Source organism: Streptococcus equinus (assembly GCF_900101445.1).
GTDB classification, from domain to species: Bacteria; Bacillota; Bacilli; order Lactobacillales; family Streptococcaceae; genus Streptococcus; species Streptococcus equinus_B.
In genome coordinates this window covers 756,180-771,459 of record NZ_FNKE01000001.1, presented here as the reverse complement: position 1 = coordinate 771,459, position 15,280 = coordinate 756,180, and the positions used below count along the sequence as shown (strand labels likewise).

The following is a 15,280-nucleotide window of genomic DNA, read 5'->3' as shown; positions in this document are numbered from 1 at the left end:
ATGTTTTTAATACCGTTTGAGCCAAAACCGCAAATGAGACCGAGATCAGGAAGATTCGGTGTGTACGAAGACCCTAAAATGGCACGCTGGAGAAAGAAAGTTACTGACTTTATTAAACAAAATTATATTGGCCGTTACTTTGACGGAGCAATAAGAACCAAAGTCACATTTTACATGAAGGCAACCAAAAAAATGCAAGAATTGCCAAAACCGAGGTCGGGCAAAAAGAAAAAAGACGAATACGCTAGATTTATCACTGAAACGATTCCATATGATAAAAAAATTGATTTGGACAATTTAGAAAAGTCGCTATATGACAGCATTTCAAAAGCAGAGATTGTTTGGAAAGATGACTGTTTGATTGTTGAACACACAACAAGAAAGCTATATAGCCCAAACCCAAGGATTGAAATTGAAATCGAGGAGTTTGAATAATATGAGGATAATTAAAATGGCAAGCAAGCGAGCACCGCAATGCTGTGTCGTTTGGAATGAACGGCACGAAGAATGTCCGCTCGATGTATTAATGGATTTTAAAGAATGGACGCATAAACAACTTTTAAAAAGCTATGTGGTCATTGCAGAAATGCTGCATGTCGAAGTTAACGACGCCAAAAAATATTTAGATCTGGCCAAAATGCCAGAATATGACAGCGCGGTTTTAAAACGTATGAAAGGATTGATGAGGAATGGAAGCTAAGGTTTGGTGTCTTACCGACGTCGAAACTGGCAAACAATATACTGGAACGATGTACGAAATCGCTGAACAAATCGACATTAAAATAACTACATTACGAACTTACGTGAGCGCTGGCAAATATGATCGCGAGCAAATCGGCACGAAAACAGTGAAACGCAGAGAGAAAACAAGGTTAACGGCATATACTCTTGTTAAAACCGGTGAACGTTTTGTTGGAACGCAAGCACAAGCACTGGAACATTTTGGTTTGAGTAAATGGCAGATGCAAATGGCTACTCGAAGCGGAAAAATTACATGGGAGCGCCTTGTCAATGGCAAACCGAATCCGAATCCAAAGCCGAAAACTAGAAAAGCACCGCAAAACAAATCGGTTGAGAGCAGAACATCTTCACCAGCGTTCAAGCGTGTGTTAAGCAGAGAGCTTCTGATAAGGTCTTTCGGTTAAACAATATAATTACATTCAAAACAAATTAAAACGTCATATAGAGGACGTGAGAGGGGTAGAAACGACATGAGAGTTAATCTATATATCAAAGGCGGAGATAAGCCACTAACAACGTGTATTTCCCAACAAACTTACGGCATGATCCACGCTTGTTGGAAAAATGGTGAAACGTTCAAATTCGGTAATGGTCGAATTGATGGCAAGGACATTCGAGGAATTGAGGTGTTAGTGGAAGATGATTAATTTAATAATGTGGTTGTTAGCATTGTGGACATTGTTAGTGGGTGTGGTTGTCGGCATTGGTATTGCAGAGCTAAAGCACAAAGGAGAGTGGCGATGAACATTAAACAAACGATGATTAAAGCCTTAAAGCACACTAAATGGGTAGCACCGCAAAATGTTGACGAAGAAAAATGGTATGAGGCTTGTGACAAGGCAATCAAACTCGTCGAGCAGCTCAAAGAACCAGATGAAACTAAGATGAATCTGAAAGATTTAGAACGAGCAAATATACTTGTCCAAAACGTCAAAATTTTAGAAATATTGTCTAAAAGTGAGATTGAGTATTTAAACGTGAAATACCCAAATGGCAGACACGATAGCGTTTTTATAAAAGACGAACTCAAAGAAAAAATTCAGAAGGTGTTTGAAGATTACGCTGATGAATTAAAAGCAGAGCTGAAAGAATTGGGGGTTGACTATGAATAAGCGAGAAGTGATTGCTGAATTAAAAACACTCGAACTAGATGAACGAAATTTTCAAGATTACACACCAACAGAATGGGGCAGATTTGAAGAGGGGTTTGAAGAAGCCAAAATTAGGACAGAACATATTATTGAACAACTTGACGAACCAGAAAAGCCAGTAGTGCCACAATTTGTGGCTGATTGGATTGAAGAGTGTAAAACATTAAAATTTGAGCTATGCGAAGCAATGGATACCGATGCCTATGATGAAAAAAGCAGTTGGATTGAAGACAATTCAGAAACATTTGCTAAAGCTTGGCTTTACGGCTATGAAGTCGAGAAAGAAAAACGATATACAGTTGAAATACCTAACCCAAATGGCAGTGGATATAGTAAAACATATCTTTGCAAAAATGAAGATGACAAAGTAGAGCTATTTACGTGGTTACATTATACATCGATTGAATACGCTGATAATTGGAAACAATTAGAATCTGCACAGCTCACAGAGGAAGAAATTAAAGAAGATTATGAGTGGGCTTGGCAATTTGCGGTAGAGGTGGTGAAAGAATGAACGTTGAAGAAGTTTTTTGCGATGATTGTTTCGAGTGGAAAAACGAGAAGACTTAGTTGAATCACAACAGCCTGCTGGAGAATTATACTGCGCAGAATGTGGGGCTATTTTAATTCGTACAGATGATTACAATCCAAATAAGGAAAGAAAGTACACAGTCAGACTGAAAGGCATTGATTACCGATTTAATTGGCTGATGTATGATACGCAGTTAAAAGTTTATGTTCTCGGTGCTTTCGGAAGTCGAGACTGCCAACTGATTTTTACTGAGAAACAGTTGTCAAGAGATGGTCTCGGACATGTGCTGTATAACGATGCGTTTGAAGTTGAAGAGGTGGAATGATGTTCGATACTCTTAAAAAGATTGCTTATAAGTTCAACGAACAAAAGAAAGAACTTAGGCATAATTTGAAACAATTCTTTTGCAAACACGATTATGTAAAGAAAGAGACGAAGGGTGTGCTTAGTTTTAGCAGAAACTATCATCTTGAATGCCCAAAATGCGGGAAGCACAGTTCTATTGAGCCGTGGCTAGATTATAGAGAGGAAGAGGTAGAAGAATGAGAGAATTAAAATTTAGAGCGTGGTTGAAAGATGAAAAACGGATGGCTAAAGTCCATGAAGTATCATTTTTTGATGATAAAGTTTTTACCATCACAACTATTGATAACTTTTATGCCGATGATGAATTTAAACTAATGCAATTCACAGGACTTAAAGACAAGAATGGTAAGGAAGTCTTTGAGGGAGACATAATCAACTATAAATATGGTCGCCACACTTCAACACAATTTGTTGTTAAATATGACGAATTTCAAGCAACTTTCGTTGTTGTTGATAACCATAATGACCTTGTTTATACTTTCAGAGAATTAGCAGATTACATTCAATTAAATTCTCTCGAAGTCATTGGTAACATTTATGAGAACAAAGAATTGTTAGGAGACTAAAATGGAAGCTTATAAACAACGAATGGTAAATGAATACTGGGAATTGCATGACCGCGCTAAAAAATTAAGCGCTATGCTTGATAAATGGGCAATTGGCAAATTAGATTTCGAGCCATCTTGTCCATTCCAACTACTTGAAAGCCAATTGTATGCAATGAAAATCTATCTTATTATTCTAAAACGACGTGCTGAAATTGAGGGAATTGAACTATGAAAAACGCAATGAAACAAGCTCTTGTATTTGGACTTCCTATGGACTTAGTATGTGTTGCAATCTTCATTATCCTAGGTAAGAACTATCTGTTCCTTGACTTGATTTTCAGCACAATGGGTCTTGTGGTGATTAAAATGCTTGGCTATGCTCACTATGATGACCTTGAACTACATGAATACTTAATCTTCGGGTGCTATACTTGCTTGATTATGTTACTCACAATTAGATGACCCATATAGGTACTAGCAAGGTTCGAATCCTTGCGTGGGTATACACCGAAAATAAAAAAATAGAAAAGAGGAATCCTGATAATATATTTTTTCCATGCGAATGTGGTGTAATTTGCAGTGCTGACAACGGTAATTCATGAGGCGTTCAACTCGTCTCGTCAGCATAAGGCTAGGAATTAAAATAAAAAAAGAAAGCAGGGCTATGATGGCTGTTTCCTAGTCGACAGCCTAGCACCTACCTTTTCTACTAACTCGGTAGCCACGTCTAGGCGTTTAAGCGGTGCAAATCCGCTTGTGGCTGTAACCAGAAATAATAAGGTTTTTATGTTTGGAGGTGGTTAGAACACTCCTTCTTCAAACAAACTACAAAAATTAGTACAGCTGGCAGGTTCATCTGGTTAACTGCTAGCACAATTAGCGAAATTCAAATTAGAAAAGAGGTATTCCTTAAATAAGATTTTCTTTAATCTAACGCGATTATCGCTAGTCGCTATTATCCAAGGCGCTGTTGATGAGGTCACGCAGTTCGTGCGCCTGACTGCACAAAAAAAGCCTGCTTACGCAAAGGCTTCTAGTGGTATGAAATCGCTATAATTATTATACCACGAAGGAGCTGGAAATGAGCAAGGCATCACAATTACTTGACGAACTAAAAAACTTAGACGCAGACATCCAAAGCAGAATCGACGAGGTAAGAACGCTAGAAGCTGGATTGTTATCTAGTCCTAAATGGTCTACTGACAAAGTTAAAGGTGGAAAACCAACGAAAGTCGATGATGTGTATGCACAGCTTATTGTTTTAAAAGAGTCAATCGAGCATGACACGAACGATGTTATCAATCGTAAGCTTGAATTGAGTAGATTGATCAATAAAGTTTCTAATCCAAAAGAACGCGCAATTTTACGCATGACGTACATTTTGAAGCAATACCCAGAGGACGTAATGGAACACTTGAAAATCAGTCAATCAACTTATTATCGTTTGCGCAAGCATGCGACGGAAGAAATTGATATTTTTTTGGAGTCACGATAAAAAATGGGAATAATTGGTATAAACAAGGGTAATCTGGGCGTGCATGGTGTTCTCGATGTGTTATTATGGTATTGTCAAATAATAAAGATAAGGGGTTCGAGATGAGCCTCTATTTTTTGCCTATAAACCCTTTTTTTAAAGAGGGATAATAACAATAATCACTTTTGATGGAAAAATTGAAATAGTAACGAGCACCGATTGGTGCTTTTTTATTTGGAGGAAATATGCAAATTATCGAGAAAGAATTGTCGTGGCTGAAACCATATGCGAAGAATCCACGAGATAATGCAAGCGCAGTTGAACCGGTAGCTAACTCAATAAAAGAATTTGGCTTTAAAGTTCCGATTGTTGCAACGTCTGACGGTGAGATTATCAACGGACACACTCGTTTTAAAGCTTCTAAGTTGTTGGAGCTCGAAAAAGTTCCAGTTATTATTGCAGATGATTTGACAGATGAACAAATCAAAGCTTTTCGCTTAGCTGACAATAAAACAGGTGAACTTGCTAATTGGGACTTTAGCTTATTAGATGAAGAACTATCTGACATTATCGATTTAGATATGTCTGATTTTGGTTTTGAAATCGATGATCTAATTGAAGAAGAATCAGAGGAAGATTTAGATGTTTTTGATGATACTCCTCCAGAAGAACCAAAAGCAAAACTTGGGCAAGTTTATCAGTTGGGGCGTCACCGATTAATGTGCGGCGATTCAACTGATGTTTCAAATGTCGAAAAATTACTGGGGGGGGTATTGGCTGACCTGCTTATCACAGACCCGCCTTATAATGTGGCATACGAAGGAAAAACCAAAGACGCACTTACTATTAAGAACGATAGTATGGGTGATGAACAGTTTCGTGCGTTTCTTACTTCAGCATTTTTTGCAGCAGATTCTGTAATGAAACCAGGTGCAGTATTTTATATTTGGCACGCTGATTCAGAAGGGTATAATTTCAGGGGAGCTTGTCGAGATGTTAATTGGACTGTTCGTGAGTGCTTGATTTGGAATAAAAACCAAATGGTTTTAGGACGACAAGATTATCATTGGAAGCATGAGCCTTGCTTGTATGGCTGGAAAGACGGCGCTGGTCATTTGTGGGCTTCTGACCGTAAACAAACGACTGTTATTGATTTTGATAAACCACAAAGAAACGGTGTCCATCCTACAATGAAACCAGTTGGTCTATTTGATTATCAAATCAGAAATAATACGAAAGAACGTGATGTGGTTCTCGATTTGTTTGGTGGCAGCGGAACAACACTGATTGCTTGTGAAGAGAACGGGCGTAATGCTTATGTCATGGAATACGACCCTAGATATGTGGATGTAATTATTAATCGTTGGGAAGAAATGACAGGAGAGAAAGCTGTATTGGTTAGCGAGTAAAGAAAGATATGAAAAGGAAGTGAGGCGATGGCTAATGAAAAAAACTTAATACCGAACTCAAAGAGAACTCCGGACGAACTCCGAGAAATGACTAAAAAAGGGGGTATAGCTTCCGGCAAAGCTAGACGAAAAAAAGCCAACCTCAAAAAAGCGTTTGAGGCCATTCTTGAAGCAGATGTCAAAAGCGATAAAATCAAGCAGCAGCTTGAAAATATGGGCTTCGAAGCAACGAATGAAATGGCTCTAGCTATGGTTATGATGCAAAAAGCAATGAAAGGCGATGTTCGTGCATTCGAACAGATTAGCAAACTCACTTCTATCGATACCAAAGACAGTCTTGATAGGAAAGAACAGCGCGAGCGCATTAAAGCTATTCAATTAGAAAACAGCAAACGTGAAAAAGCCTTGGAAAATAACCTTGAAACAAATATGACTGTTAATTTTGTGGGGGCAGACGATGTTAGAGATTAACGTTGATATTCCAGAGCTTGTCGGTGGTGGCTATGGTAAGTTCTGGCGTTCAAAGAATTTTTATAGAGCTGTCAAAGGTTCTCGTGGTTCAAAAAAATCAAAAACAACGGCATTAAATTACGTTGTAAGATTGCTTAAATATCCTTGGGCTAACTTGCTTGTTATTCGCCGCTTTTCAAACACCAACAAACAATCAACCTATACAGATTTTAAGTGGGCGTGTAATCAGTTAAAAGTTGCACACCTTTTTAAATTCAACGAGTCATTGCCTGAAATAACTGTTAAAAAAACAGGACAGAAGATTCTCTTCCGTGGGTTAGACGACCCATTGAAAATTACTTCTATAACAGTAGATGTCGGAATTCTTTCGTGGCTGTGGGTAGAGGAGGCATATCAAATCGAAAGCGAAGATAAGTTTAGCACTGTAGTCGAATCAATTCGTGGTAGTGTTTCAGACCCAACATTTTTCAAGCAAATAACTCTCACATTTAACCCTTGGAATGAACGTCACTGGCTGAAACGTGTCTTCTTTGATAAAGATACGCAACGGGCTGACACATTAGCTTTAACAACGACATATAGGTGTAATGAGTGGTTAGATGAAATTGATAGGCAGCGTTACGAAGACTTGTATGTCACTAACCCAAGACGTGCTCGTATAGTATGCGATGGCGAGTGGGGCGTTGCTGAGGGGCTCGTGTTTGAGAATACTAGAGTAGAAGAATTTGATATTCAGAAAACAGTACAGAGGGTGAAAGAGACTACTGCAGGAATGGACTTTGGTTTCACGCAAGACCCGACAACACTTATATGCGTTGCAGTAGATTTTGAAAATAAGCGTCTTTATCTTTACAACGAGCATTATCAAAAAGCTATGCTCACAGATGATATTGTTAAAATGCTAAAGGACAAAGGAATGCAACGTTCTTATATTTCAGCAGATAGCGCAGAGAAACGTTTGATTGCTGAAATACGCAGTAAAGGTATCAACGGCATTGTGCCTAGTTTAAAAGGTAAAGGTTCAATTATGCAAGGCATCCAGTTTATGCAAGGGTTTGAAATTATCATTCACCCTTCGTGCGAGCATACAATAGAGGAGTTTAACACGTACACTTTTAAACAAGATAAAGAAGGGAATTGGTTGAACGAACCAATAGATGCTAATAACCACATTATCGACGCAGTACGTTACAGTCTTGAACGTTATCATATTCAGAAAAGAAACACAAACCAGTTCGATACACTTCGAGCTGGTTTTGGCTTGTAGAAAGGAATTTAAATGGCTTATACAGAAACATTTGTCGATAGCACAGGTCAAACACATACGTTAAAACCTCGCTTTCATCGACAAGCAAGAATGCGCTATCGAGCGGAAAGCTTAGAGGAATTGTTCGCAGAGGATTTTAAACTTTTAAAACAATACATCAATCATCACCAAACAGTGCAGCGCCCACGTATTCAAGAGTTGCTTGATTACGCAGAAGGGAACAATCACACAATTCTGGAATCTGAACGACGTAAAGACCAAGACATGGCAGACACACGCGCTGTTCATAATTTTGGTGAATACATTGCTACATTTAAACAAGGTTATCTCGTTGGAAATCCTATTCAGGTTTCTTATGACGATTCAGACAATGAAAGTGTTGCCGAATTCTTAGACGAGATTTCAAAAGACAATAGTTTTCATCAATTGAACCGCTCACTTGTCCTTGACCTATCTAAAACGGGACGTGCATATGATTTAGTTTATCGCACGCAAGAGGACGAAACTAAAGCGGTTAAGCTAGATCCAACAGCGGCTTTTGTTATTTACGACATGACAAAAGAGGAGAACAGCCTTGTTGGTGTTAGGTATTACGATAAGAACCAATTTTCAGATAGCCAAAAAATTATCGAGGTATACACACCAGATGAAGTTTTAATCATTGATTCATCTAAAGATTTTAAAGTTATCGATAGGACACCTCACTTTTTCGGAACAGTGCCATTGACTGAATACCTAAACAGTTCGAACGGCATGGGTGATTATGAGTCTGTATTGTCTTTAATCGACTTGTACGACGCCTCTCAATCAGACACTGCTAATTATATGCAAGACTTGTCAGACGCGATTCTAGCTATCATAGGGCGCGTTAGCTTTCCTGCCGATTGTGACACGGCAGAAAAACAAATCGAGTTCATGCGTAAAATGCGCAAAGCTCGTTTGTTGAATCTAGAGCCGCCTGTAGACACCAACGGAAACGAAGGCACCGTCGACGCTAAATACTTGTATAAGCAATATGACGTTAACGGAACAGAGGCTTACAAGAACCGTGTTATTGATGACATCCATAAAATCACAAATACGCCAGATTTAAGCGATGATAACTTTTCTGGAACACAATCGGGCGAGGCGATGAAATGGAAAATTTTTGGTTTTGACCAGAAACGTGTCGACATGCAAGCACTGTTTGAAAAATCGCTAAAACGTCGTTACAAGTTGATTGCTCGAATCAGCGAGACTTTAAAAGAAATTCAAGATTTTGATTTGTCAAAAGTCCGCGTGACATTCGTTCCGAATTTGCCTGCAGATACTTCAAGTGTCGTTGCAAATGCTAAGAGTTTGTATGGTGTCGTCAGCGACGAAACAGTATACAGCATGCTGCAATCAGCGACTGGCGTTGACGCTAAAACAGAAATGGAACGAATTCGAAATCAACAAGAAAATTCAAGCTTGCTGTCGGTTCAATTAGAAAAGAACAGTCGCTTGTCCGACAATGATTTAAATGGAGAAGACGATGGTAAACGAGTACTGGAAGAAGAGGATTAAGGCAGAACAGCTAGCTAAAATCGAGCGTGACGCGTCTTTGGGCGATGAATTTAAGCGTCTGTACAATTATCATTACAAAGAAATTGAAAAGGAAATACAAGCCTTTTACAACCGCTACGCAGACAAGAATGCTTTGCCAATTGAAGAAGTGCGAAAACGAGTCGATGAAATGGACGTTAAAGCATTTGAAGAGAAAGCTAAACGTTACGTTGCTGAGAAGAACTTTTCTCAAGAGGCTAACAGAGAACTTGGAATTTACAACCTCAAAATGAAAACAAATCGGCTAGAGTTGCTGCAACGTCAACTTGATCTAGAGTTAATTGCTTTAGGCAACGATGAGCAGAAACGTATCAAAGACTTTATTACAGAAGATTATATGACTGAAATCAAAACGCAAGCTGGATTGCTTGGTAAGTCAGTGCTGACTAAAAGTGAAATCGCACAAACAGCTAAAACGCTGCTTAATACGCCTTTTAAAGGTGCAACGTGGTCAGAGAACATCTGGAAACGTCAAAACGCTTTGAGACAAGTTGTAGCAAAAATGACGGAAGATTACATTTTGAAAGGAAAGAATCCGACGACGTTTATCGGTCAGCTCAGACAAGAGTTTGATGTTTCTGCTAGTCAAGCCAAACGTCTGGCAGTGACAGAAGGTGCAAGAGTGGCGACAGAAGCGCAAAAACAATCGTTGACCGCAAATGGTTATGAAGAGTATGAATACATTGCAGAACCCGGAGCGTGTCCGCATTGTGCCGCTTTAAGCGGTAAAATTTACAAAGTAAAGGACATGATGCCGGGCGAAAACGCAGCACCTATGCATCCGCATTGTAGATGTTCGGTCGCTGCTCATTACTCAAAAACTAAAGAAGAATACGAGGCTATGCTTGATAAGTCAAGGAATACGCCGCTAGGAGAGAAGATAGATGACTTGTGGAATTGAAGACTTTAACGAAGAAAACAGAGAGCGTATTGAACGCAATAAACGTGAACTTGTAATTTTAAAAGCTAGAGTTGGCAATCTTAGCCAGTACGCTGAACTGCTAGAGCGCAAAATAGAAAGCTTACAAGCAGATTTGCGTAAGGCTTTCTTGCTTATCTGGCTAATGCTTATTTTGTTCTTAGGTATTCTTTGTTTGTGAGGTTTGTATGTTTAGTTTACTCGTTATTATTTTTTGTATGTTACTACTGACAGTTCTGGCAATACCGCTTTACCTGATCGTGGTAATTCCTATTTGGTTCGTTGTAGGAATTGTTGAAGGCATTAAAAAGGCTTTAGAGAAAGATGGATAAGAGTCGTATTTGATACGGCTTTTTTATTTTGGGGAACATAGCAAAGGGGTTAATGCGGCAGACTTTTAATCTGTAGGCGCAGGTTCGAATCCTGCTTTCCTCGTTGACTTGGCTAGTCGTTAAATAAGCCAAATAAACATCACTAGCGTGGCTTGTTTAAGTCCTGAATAGAATTACATTCAAGAGAGACTAGAGAGTGTGAGACGTCCGTTCTCGTGGCTCTATGAATGTGCTGGAAATTTAGGGTGGCACGAGACTAGCATGGGAGGAATTTAAAAATGGAAAAACAACAACTTTTAGCATTAAACGCTCGAAACTTGCAATTCTTTGCTGAAGGCGGCGAATCTAGCGGAGCAGACGCAGGCGGAAACGATAGCGGTTTGAACAACGACGCAGGAAATAACGACGCGCACGAAACAGACCCAGCGTTCGAAGGCCCTAAAACTCAATCAGAGCTCGACAGCATTATCAATAAGTCAAACCAAAAAGCTTTAGAGAATTACAAAAAAGGTGAAGCTCAACGCATTCAAGACGCGATTGCCGAAGCTCTTAAAAAAGAAAAAGACTACTCACAATTATCTGAAGAGGAACGTGCTAAACGTGAATTTGAAGACAGCAAGAAAGCTTTTGCCGAAGAAAAAGCTAAATTTGAGCATGACAAATTGGTCGTTCAAGTCGAGAAAGATTTGGTTTCTAAAGGTTTGCCGGCTGAATTCGCAGAATTGTTTGCTCTGGACACGGCTGAAAACTCTTTGAAAAAAGTAGGAGAGTTCGAAGCAGTCTTCAATCAAGCGGTAGCTGAAGCTGTTAAGGTTTCCTTGCGCCAAAAAGCGCCGGGTATTGGCACTTCAAGCGTAAAACAAACAAATTATGGTGCTAGCTTGGCTCAACATGCTAATGCTAGCGGCAAGAAACTATTTTAAAAGGAGGGGCATAATATGCCAAAAACATTTTTCGGGAACACTGAAATTCTTCACAACACACCTTACGAAGCGATTTCAGTTTTGGTTGACAAAACAACAACAGGAACAGTCGTTGAAAATGGTCGAACTGTTCTAAAAGCTGGAGCAATTCTCTCTGGTGTCGGCGGTTCAATCTTTGAAGACCGCACTAAAAAAGTAAAAGTTGAAACTAATCCGTCAGAAGCTACTTATGTTGACGGAATCTTGCTTTACGACGTTGACGTAACAGATAAAGACGCAGTTGCTTCACTTGTCTATCGTGGTACTTTGCGAGAAGACAAAATTGGAGCAGGAACAGTAGACGCTAACGTCAAAGCTAAACTACCTCATATTCAATTTGTGAAAGGAGCTTAATCATATGCCATTAATTTACGATACAGTCACAGCCTCAAACCTTGCAGGTTATTGGAACGCACGTCAACGTGAAGTTGATTCAACAATCGGAGAAAAATTCTTCCCAGCTCGCAAACAGCTCGGACTTAAACTTGCGCTTGTAAAAGGTTCTGCAGGTCTCCCAGTTGTTTTGAAACCATCTGCGTTTGACACTAAAGCAACACTTCGCGAACGCATGAACGTCACTCTTGACGAACAAGAAATGCCATTCTTCAAAGAATCATTGCTTGTTAAAGAACAAGACCGTCAACAATTGAACGTTATCGCTCAAACTGGTAACCAAGCGCTTGTTGATACAGTTGTTTCTGGTATCTTTGACGACAACGCAGCCTTGCTAGCTGGTGCGCACGCGCGACTTGAAGCTATGCGCATGCAAGTTCTTGCCACTGGTAAAATCGGTGTTATTTCTAACGGTGTAGCACAAGACTTTGACTACCATGTTGACCCAGCGCACAAAGGAACAGTCCAAACTGCATGGACAGACCTAGCAACGTCAACACCGCTTGCAGATATTGAAGTTGCAGTTAATGCATTGGCAGAACTTGGTTCAACTGCAGAAGTGATTATCCTTAACTCAAAAACTTTGAGCCAAATTAAAAACGCAAAAAGTACTCTAGCTTTGATTAAACCAACTGCGCCAGACGCAGCAGCGGTTAAAAAATCAGAGCTTTTTGATTATCTTGAAAGCGAACTTGGTTTGACAGTTGTTGTTAAAAACCAAACTTATAAAGACGCTGACGGCGTTGTTAAAAAATACTATCCAGACGGTCATATCACTCTTGCACCTAACGCAGAACTCGGTGAAACAGTCTTTGGTACTACACCAGAAGAAAGCGATTTGCTTGGTGGCAGCGTAACAAATGCTAAAGTTGAAATTGTTGACACTGGTATTGCAGTAACAACAACTACTAAAACGGACCCAGTCAACGTTGAAACTAAAGTCTCAATGATTGCACTTCCATCATTCAAAAACCTTGATGACGTTTACATGTTGACTACCGTGCCAGAAGTTTAAGGCAGGTGATAACATGGCAAAAGTTATCGCAGGTTTCCGAGACAAGCTCACTGACGTAATCTATCCAGCAGGGTCTGAATACGTTGGCGAACGTGTCGAAGAATTAACAAAAGCAGGTTTTTTAAAAAAAGAAACCAAAGCTAAACCTAAAAAGAAAGCTGAATAGAGGTGCTTATGGCTGAATTTGAAGACACAGTTTTGGCAAACGTTAAAGAGGACTTAGATATAAGTGACAATGTTCAAGATAGAGTATTGAGACGATTGATTTCAAAAGTCTGTGACCATTTCAAATTGGCTTACAGCACTGACATTATCGAAGATAAATTTAGCTTTATCATTGAAGATTGCACAATTAAACGTTTCAACCGCAGAGGCGCAGAAGGCGCAACATCAGAAACAATTGAAGGGCACTCTGTCTCTTATGAAGACATCAAATACGAATTCTTGCCTTATGATGACCTTTTACAAAAGGAATTCTCGACAGGAAAGGCAAAGAACGGAAAGGTGTTTGTTTTATGAGAGAAGCAAATAGAGCAACGCTTGTTTTAAAGGGCGGTAAACCAGTTTACAACGCAGAAACAGGACGAATGGACAAGGGGGCAGCGCAAGAAGTGGTTGTCCCTTGTTTTGTTTCTGATATGGGTCTGCAACTTAAAAACCAGCTCTTAAACAATAAGTTGAATGTCGGTGCTAAAGTTATGCGCGTTAACAAGCCTATTTCTGGCTCTGTAGAGAGCGTTAAAGTTGACGGCAAGACTTTCTATATCATTAACCGCAAAAGCTTCTACAAGCGCCGCGAGGCTATCTATTTGAGTGAGGTGAACCACGAATGAGCGTGACGTTTAAAGGTGACCAAGAGTTGCTGAATTCGCTCGAAAAAATGGCACGCACTGAGGTTTACAGAGAAGTCGTTAAGAAAAACGGTGCTGATTTGCAACGGAAAGCACAACAAAAAGCGGTGTTTAAAAAAGGCTATTCAACTGGTGCGACTAAACGTTCTATCAAACTAGATATAGCGAGCAATGGTTTGCGTGCGGTAGTAAAAGCGGGCACAGATTATTCTGGCTATCTCGAAGTCGGAACGCGAAAAATGGAAGCACAACCATTTATGCAGCCAGCTTTTAACGAAATACAGCCAAAATTTATCGACGATTTAAGGAGAGCAGGCATTGTCAAATAAACAACCAGACCAAGAAATACACGACGAATTAATTAAACGGTCTATTGCTCTAGGTTTGCCAGCATTTCCATTTCTGCCAGACGATAACGAGCCTTATCCGTTCATGGTCGTGGCTTATACGCAGATTATCCCACAGCCGACCAAAACTCGACTGATTGGTGAAGTCGCAGTTCAATGCGATGTTTGGGGGACTGCAGATGACAGGAAACTTGTTTCTGATTGGGTTGGCAAGCTTATGGAAGAGTTCAGCGACATTAAAAAAATAGGCAGTAGGCAATGGTTTATGGAATATGAAAGTTCCAGCCAAATTATCAAAGACGATTCAACTCCAGAATTGCTTTATCATGGCGTTCTGGACTTGAGATTTAAATTTATTTAAAGGAGGAACACACGAACATGGCTAATCGTGGTAAAGATAAAATCTTGATGTTCCGTAAGCTAGGAGACCGCACAGCAGCGGCTAAACTAGCTTTGCAAACGGAACATAAATGGAAATACGAACGCAAAAATGATGCGACTAAAACTAAAGATGGTTCAATCATTTCAGACAAAGGGCTTGAAGTTACACTTTCAATCGAAGCAGTAGCAACACGAGATGAATTGAACTTGATGTTGAAAGATTCAGTGGTCAACGGCTACAAGCTTGAAGTTTGGGAAATTGACCTCGCAGGGACTAAACAAGGCAACAAATATCCAGCGCTTTATGCGCAAGGTTCGCTTAATTCTTGGGAAGTTCCAGAAAACGTTGAAGACCTTGAAACAATTTCAACTGAAATGGCTATCGAGGGCAAACCAGTAGATGGTTTTGCGACATTGTCAAGCGAACAAATCGCAGAGATTAACTATGCGTTTGCTGACACAATAGAAATCGCTGGAGAATAACTTTTTTGTGGGGCTATTTAGCCCCTTATTTTTTTGAGGTAAGGAGTAAATATA

26 protein-coding genes and 1 tRNA gene are annotated in these 15,280 nt (G+C 39.6%); all 27 read left to right on the top strand.

The annotated features are described in order from the left end of the window. On the top strand, nucleotides 1-435 hold the full coding sequence (locus BLR83_RS03905) for a RusA family crossover junction endodeoxyribonuclease (protein WP_074560502.1): 435 nt from the start codon (nucleotides 1-3) through the stop codon (nucleotides 433-435). Nucleotides 436-451: 16 nt separating this feature from the next. Continuing rightward, nucleotides 452-700: a hypothetical protein gene (locus BLR83_RS03900; RefSeq protein ID WP_142349915.1), complete on the top strand. Its 249-nt coding sequence runs from the start codon at nucleotides 452-454 to the stop codon at nucleotides 698-700. Continuing rightward, entirely contained in the window at nucleotides 690-1,145 is a 456-nt protein-coding gene (locus tag BLR83_RS03895) for a hypothetical protein (RefSeq protein WP_074560499.1), read from the top strand. Before BLR83_RS03900 ends, BLR83_RS03895 begins: the two co-directional genes overlap by 11 nt. A gap of 66 nt (nucleotides 1,146-1,211) precedes the next feature. Beyond that, the gene (locus BLR83_RS09905) at nucleotides 1,212-1,388 is read left to right on the top strand and encodes a hypothetical protein (RefSeq protein ID WP_159427752.1); all 177 of its coding nucleotides are present in this window, start codon (nucleotides 1,212-1,214) and stop codon (nucleotides 1,386-1,388) included. 93 nt (nucleotides 1,389-1,481) lie between these two features. Continuing rightward, nucleotides 1,482-1,853 (top strand): hypothetical protein, encoded by a 372-nt coding sequence (locus BLR83_RS03890; RefSeq protein ID WP_074560497.1) that lies wholly within the window; start codon nucleotides 1,482-1,484, stop codon nucleotides 1,851-1,853. Beyond that, a complete protein-coding gene (locus tag BLR83_RS03885; protein ID WP_074560494.1) occupies nucleotides 1,846-2,406 on the top strand; it encodes a DUF1642 domain-containing protein in 561 nt (186 codons plus the stop codon). The genes BLR83_RS03890 and BLR83_RS03885 overlap by 8 nt, the downstream gene beginning before the upstream one ends. Before the next feature lie 34 nt (nucleotides 2,407-2,440). After that, nucleotides 2,441-2,749: a hypothetical protein gene (locus BLR83_RS03880; protein WP_074560492.1), complete on the top strand. Its 309-nt coding sequence runs from the start codon at nucleotides 2,441-2,443 to the stop codon at nucleotides 2,747-2,749. Nucleotides 2,750-2,966: 217 nt separating this feature from the next. After that, entirely contained in the window at nucleotides 2,967-3,356 is a 390-nt protein-coding gene (locus BLR83_RS03870; protein ID WP_074560488.1) for a YopX family protein, read from the top strand. 1 nt (nucleotide 3,357) lies between these two features. Then, nucleotides 3,358-3,570, top strand: coding sequence for a crAss001_48 related protein (locus BLR83_RS03865; protein WP_074560486.1), 213 nt, complete (start codon nucleotides 3,358-3,360; stop codon nucleotides 3,568-3,570). Further along, on the top strand, nucleotides 3,567-3,800 hold the full coding sequence (locus BLR83_RS03860; RefSeq protein WP_074560484.1) for a hypothetical protein: 234 nt from the start codon (nucleotides 3,567-3,569) through the stop codon (nucleotides 3,798-3,800). The genes BLR83_RS03865 and BLR83_RS03860 overlap by 4 nt, the downstream gene beginning before the upstream one ends. A gap of 619 nt (nucleotides 3,801-4,419) precedes the next feature. Continuing rightward, nucleotides 4,420-4,833 carry a DUF1492 domain-containing protein gene (locus BLR83_RS03855; RefSeq protein ID WP_074560482.1) on the top strand — a complete coding sequence of 138 codons (414 nt, stop codon included), beginning with the start codon at nucleotides 4,420-4,422 and terminating at the stop codon, nucleotides 4,831-4,833. A gap of 224 nt (nucleotides 4,834-5,057) precedes the next feature. Next, the gene (locus BLR83_RS03850) at nucleotides 5,058-6,221 is read left to right on the top strand and encodes a DNA modification methylase (RefSeq protein WP_074560480.1); all 1,164 of its coding nucleotides are present in this window, start codon (nucleotides 5,058-5,060) and stop codon (nucleotides 6,219-6,221) included. A 27-nt stretch (nucleotides 6,222-6,248) separates the two neighbouring features. Further along, a complete protein-coding gene (locus BLR83_RS03845; RefSeq protein WP_074560478.1) occupies nucleotides 6,249-6,692 on the top strand; it encodes a stress-induced protein in 444 nt (147 codons plus the stop codon). Then, nucleotides 6,679-7,959 (top strand): PBSX family phage terminase large subunit, encoded by a 1,281-nt coding sequence (locus BLR83_RS03840; RefSeq protein WP_074560476.1) that lies wholly within the window; start codon nucleotides 6,679-6,681, stop codon nucleotides 7,957-7,959. Before BLR83_RS03845 ends, BLR83_RS03840 begins: the two co-directional genes overlap by 14 nt. Before the next feature lie 12 nt (nucleotides 7,960-7,971). Continuing rightward, complete coding sequence (locus BLR83_RS03835; RefSeq protein ID WP_074560474.1) at nucleotides 7,972-9,504, top strand: phage portal protein; 1,533 nt, start codon at nucleotides 7,972-7,974, stop codon at nucleotides 9,502-9,504. Beyond that, nucleotides 9,473-10,444: a minor capsid protein gene (locus tag BLR83_RS03830; RefSeq protein ID WP_074560472.1), complete on the top strand. Its 972-nt coding sequence runs from the start codon at nucleotides 9,473-9,475 to the stop codon at nucleotides 10,442-10,444. The genes BLR83_RS03835 and BLR83_RS03830 overlap by 32 nt, the downstream gene beginning before the upstream one ends. Beyond that, complete coding sequence (locus BLR83_RS03825) at nucleotides 10,428-10,643, top strand: hypothetical protein (RefSeq protein WP_074560470.1); 216 nt, start codon at nucleotides 10,428-10,430, stop codon at nucleotides 10,641-10,643. The genes BLR83_RS03830 and BLR83_RS03825 overlap by 17 nt, the downstream gene beginning before the upstream one ends. Nucleotides 10,644-10,824: 181 nt before the next feature. After that, nucleotides 10,825-10,897: transfer RNA gene (locus BLR83_RS03820), tRNA-Lys, on the top strand. 175 nt (nucleotides 10,898-11,072) lie between these two features. Then, nucleotides 11,073-11,717, top strand: coding sequence for a DUF4355 domain-containing protein (locus BLR83_RS03815; RefSeq protein ID WP_081340990.1), 645 nt, complete (start codon nucleotides 11,073-11,075; stop codon nucleotides 11,715-11,717). A 15-nt stretch (nucleotides 11,718-11,732) separates the two neighbouring features. Next, nucleotides 11,733-12,110, top strand: a complete 378-nt coding sequence (locus BLR83_RS03810; RefSeq protein WP_074560469.1) for a hypothetical protein — start codon at nucleotides 11,733-11,735, stop codon at nucleotides 12,108-12,110. Between the two features lie 4 nt (nucleotides 12,111-12,114). Next, complete coding sequence (locus BLR83_RS03805; RefSeq protein WP_074560467.1) at nucleotides 12,115-13,164, top strand: major capsid protein; 1,050 nt, start codon at nucleotides 12,115-12,117, stop codon at nucleotides 13,162-13,164. 13 nt (nucleotides 13,165-13,177) lie between these two features. Continuing rightward, nucleotides 13,178-13,330, top strand: coding sequence for a hypothetical protein (locus tag BLR83_RS09955; protein ID WP_195978636.1), 153 nt, complete (start codon nucleotides 13,178-13,180; stop codon nucleotides 13,328-13,330). Between the two features lie 8 nt (nucleotides 13,331-13,338). Then, the gene (locus tag BLR83_RS03800; protein ID WP_074560465.1) at nucleotides 13,339-13,683 is read left to right on the top strand and encodes a phage head-tail connector protein; all 345 of its coding nucleotides are present in this window, start codon (nucleotides 13,339-13,341) and stop codon (nucleotides 13,681-13,683) included. Next, nucleotides 13,680-13,997: a hypothetical protein gene (locus BLR83_RS03795; protein WP_074560463.1), complete on the top strand. Its 318-nt coding sequence runs from the start codon at nucleotides 13,680-13,682 to the stop codon at nucleotides 13,995-13,997. The genes BLR83_RS03800 and BLR83_RS03795 overlap by 4 nt, the downstream gene beginning before the upstream one ends. Next, nucleotides 13,994-14,344, top strand: a complete 351-nt coding sequence (locus BLR83_RS03790; RefSeq protein WP_074560461.1) for an HK97-gp10 family putative phage morphogenesis protein — start codon at nucleotides 13,994-13,996, stop codon at nucleotides 14,342-14,344. Before BLR83_RS03795 ends, BLR83_RS03790 begins: the two co-directional genes overlap by 4 nt. Next, nucleotides 14,334-14,723, top strand: a complete 390-nt coding sequence (locus BLR83_RS03785; protein ID WP_074560459.1) for a hypothetical protein — start codon at nucleotides 14,334-14,336, stop codon at nucleotides 14,721-14,723. Before BLR83_RS03790 ends, BLR83_RS03785 begins: the two co-directional genes overlap by 11 nt. Before the next feature lie 17 nt (nucleotides 14,724-14,740). Next, nucleotides 14,741-15,226 (top strand): phage major tail protein, TP901-1 family, encoded by a 486-nt coding sequence (locus tag BLR83_RS03780; RefSeq protein ID WP_074560457.1) that lies wholly within the window; start codon nucleotides 14,741-14,743, stop codon nucleotides 15,224-15,226. Nucleotides 15,227-15,280: the final 54 nt, after the last annotated feature.

Coding starts and splice junctions, on each gene's coding strand:
- BLR83_RS03825 (WP_074560470.1), top strand. CDS start 10,428: ATGACTTGTGGAATTGAAGACTTTAACGAAGAAAACAGAGAGCGTATT.
- BLR83_RS03885 (WP_074560494.1), top strand. CDS start 1,846: ATGAATAAGCGAGAAGTGATTGCTGAATTAAAAACACTCGAACTAGAT.
- BLR83_RS03895 (WP_074560499.1), top strand. CDS start 690: ATGGAAGCTAAGGTTTGGTGTCTTACCGACGTCGAAACTGGCAAACAA.
- BLR83_RS03865 (WP_074560486.1), top strand. CDS start 3,358: ATGGAAGCTTATAAACAACGAATGGTAAATGAATACTGGGAATTGCAT.
- BLR83_RS03870 (WP_074560488.1), top strand. CDS start 2,967: ATGAGAGAATTAAAATTTAGAGCGTGGTTGAAAGATGAAAAACGGATG.
- BLR83_RS03840 (WP_074560476.1), top strand. CDS start 6,679: ATGTTAGAGATTAACGTTGATATTCCAGAGCTTGTCGGTGGTGGCTAT.
- BLR83_RS09905 (WP_159427752.1), top strand. CDS start 1,212: ATGAGAGTTAATCTATATATCAAAGGCGGAGATAAGCCACTAACAACG.
- BLR83_RS03795 (WP_074560463.1), top strand. CDS start 13,680: ATGAGAGAAGCAAATAGAGCAACGCTTGTTTTAAAGGGCGGTAAACCA.
- BLR83_RS03815 (WP_081340990.1), top strand. CDS start 11,073: ATGGAAAAACAACAACTTTTAGCATTAAACGCTCGAAACTTGCAATTC.
- BLR83_RS03835 (WP_074560474.1), top strand. CDS start 7,972: ATGGCTTATACAGAAACATTTGTCGATAGCACAGGTCAAACACATACG.
- BLR83_RS03805 (WP_074560467.1), top strand. CDS start 12,115: ATGCCATTAATTTACGATACAGTCACAGCCTCAAACCTTGCAGGTTAT.
- BLR83_RS03850 (WP_074560480.1), top strand. CDS start 5,058: ATGCAAATTATCGAGAAAGAATTGTCGTGGCTGAAACCATATGCGAAG.
- BLR83_RS03860 (WP_074560484.1), top strand. CDS start 3,567: ATGAAAAACGCAATGAAACAAGCTCTTGTATTTGGACTTCCTATGGAC.
- BLR83_RS03810 (WP_074560469.1), top strand. CDS start 11,733: ATGCCAAAAACATTTTTCGGGAACACTGAAATTCTTCACAACACACCT.
- BLR83_RS09955 (WP_195978636.1), top strand. CDS start 13,178: ATGGCAAAAGTTATCGCAGGTTTCCGAGACAAGCTCACTGACGTAATC.
- BLR83_RS03900 (WP_142349915.1), top strand. CDS start 452: ATGGCAAGCAAGCGAGCACCGCAATGCTGTGTCGTTTGGAATGAACGG.
- BLR83_RS03855 (WP_074560482.1), top strand. CDS start 4,420: ATGAGCAAGGCATCACAATTACTTGACGAACTAAAAAACTTAGACGCA.
- BLR83_RS03780 (WP_074560457.1), top strand. CDS start 14,741: ATGGCTAATCGTGGTAAAGATAAAATCTTGATGTTCCGTAAGCTAGGA.
- BLR83_RS03905 (WP_074560502.1), top strand. CDS start 1: ATGTTTTTAATACCGTTTGAGCCAAAACCGCAAATGAGACCGAGATCA.
- BLR83_RS03830 (WP_074560472.1), top strand. CDS start 9,473: ATGGTAAACGAGTACTGGAAGAAGAGGATTAAGGCAGAACAGCTAGCT.
- BLR83_RS03845 (WP_074560478.1), top strand. CDS start 6,249: ATGGCTAATGAAAAAAACTTAATACCGAACTCAAAGAGAACTCCGGAC.
- BLR83_RS03890 (WP_074560497.1), top strand. CDS start 1,482: ATGAACATTAAACAAACGATGATTAAAGCCTTAAAGCACACTAAATGG.
- BLR83_RS03790 (WP_074560461.1), top strand. CDS start 13,994: ATGAGCGTGACGTTTAAAGGTGACCAAGAGTTGCTGAATTCGCTCGAA.
- BLR83_RS03800 (WP_074560465.1), top strand. CDS start 13,339: ATGGCTGAATTTGAAGACACAGTTTTGGCAAACGTTAAAGAGGACTTA.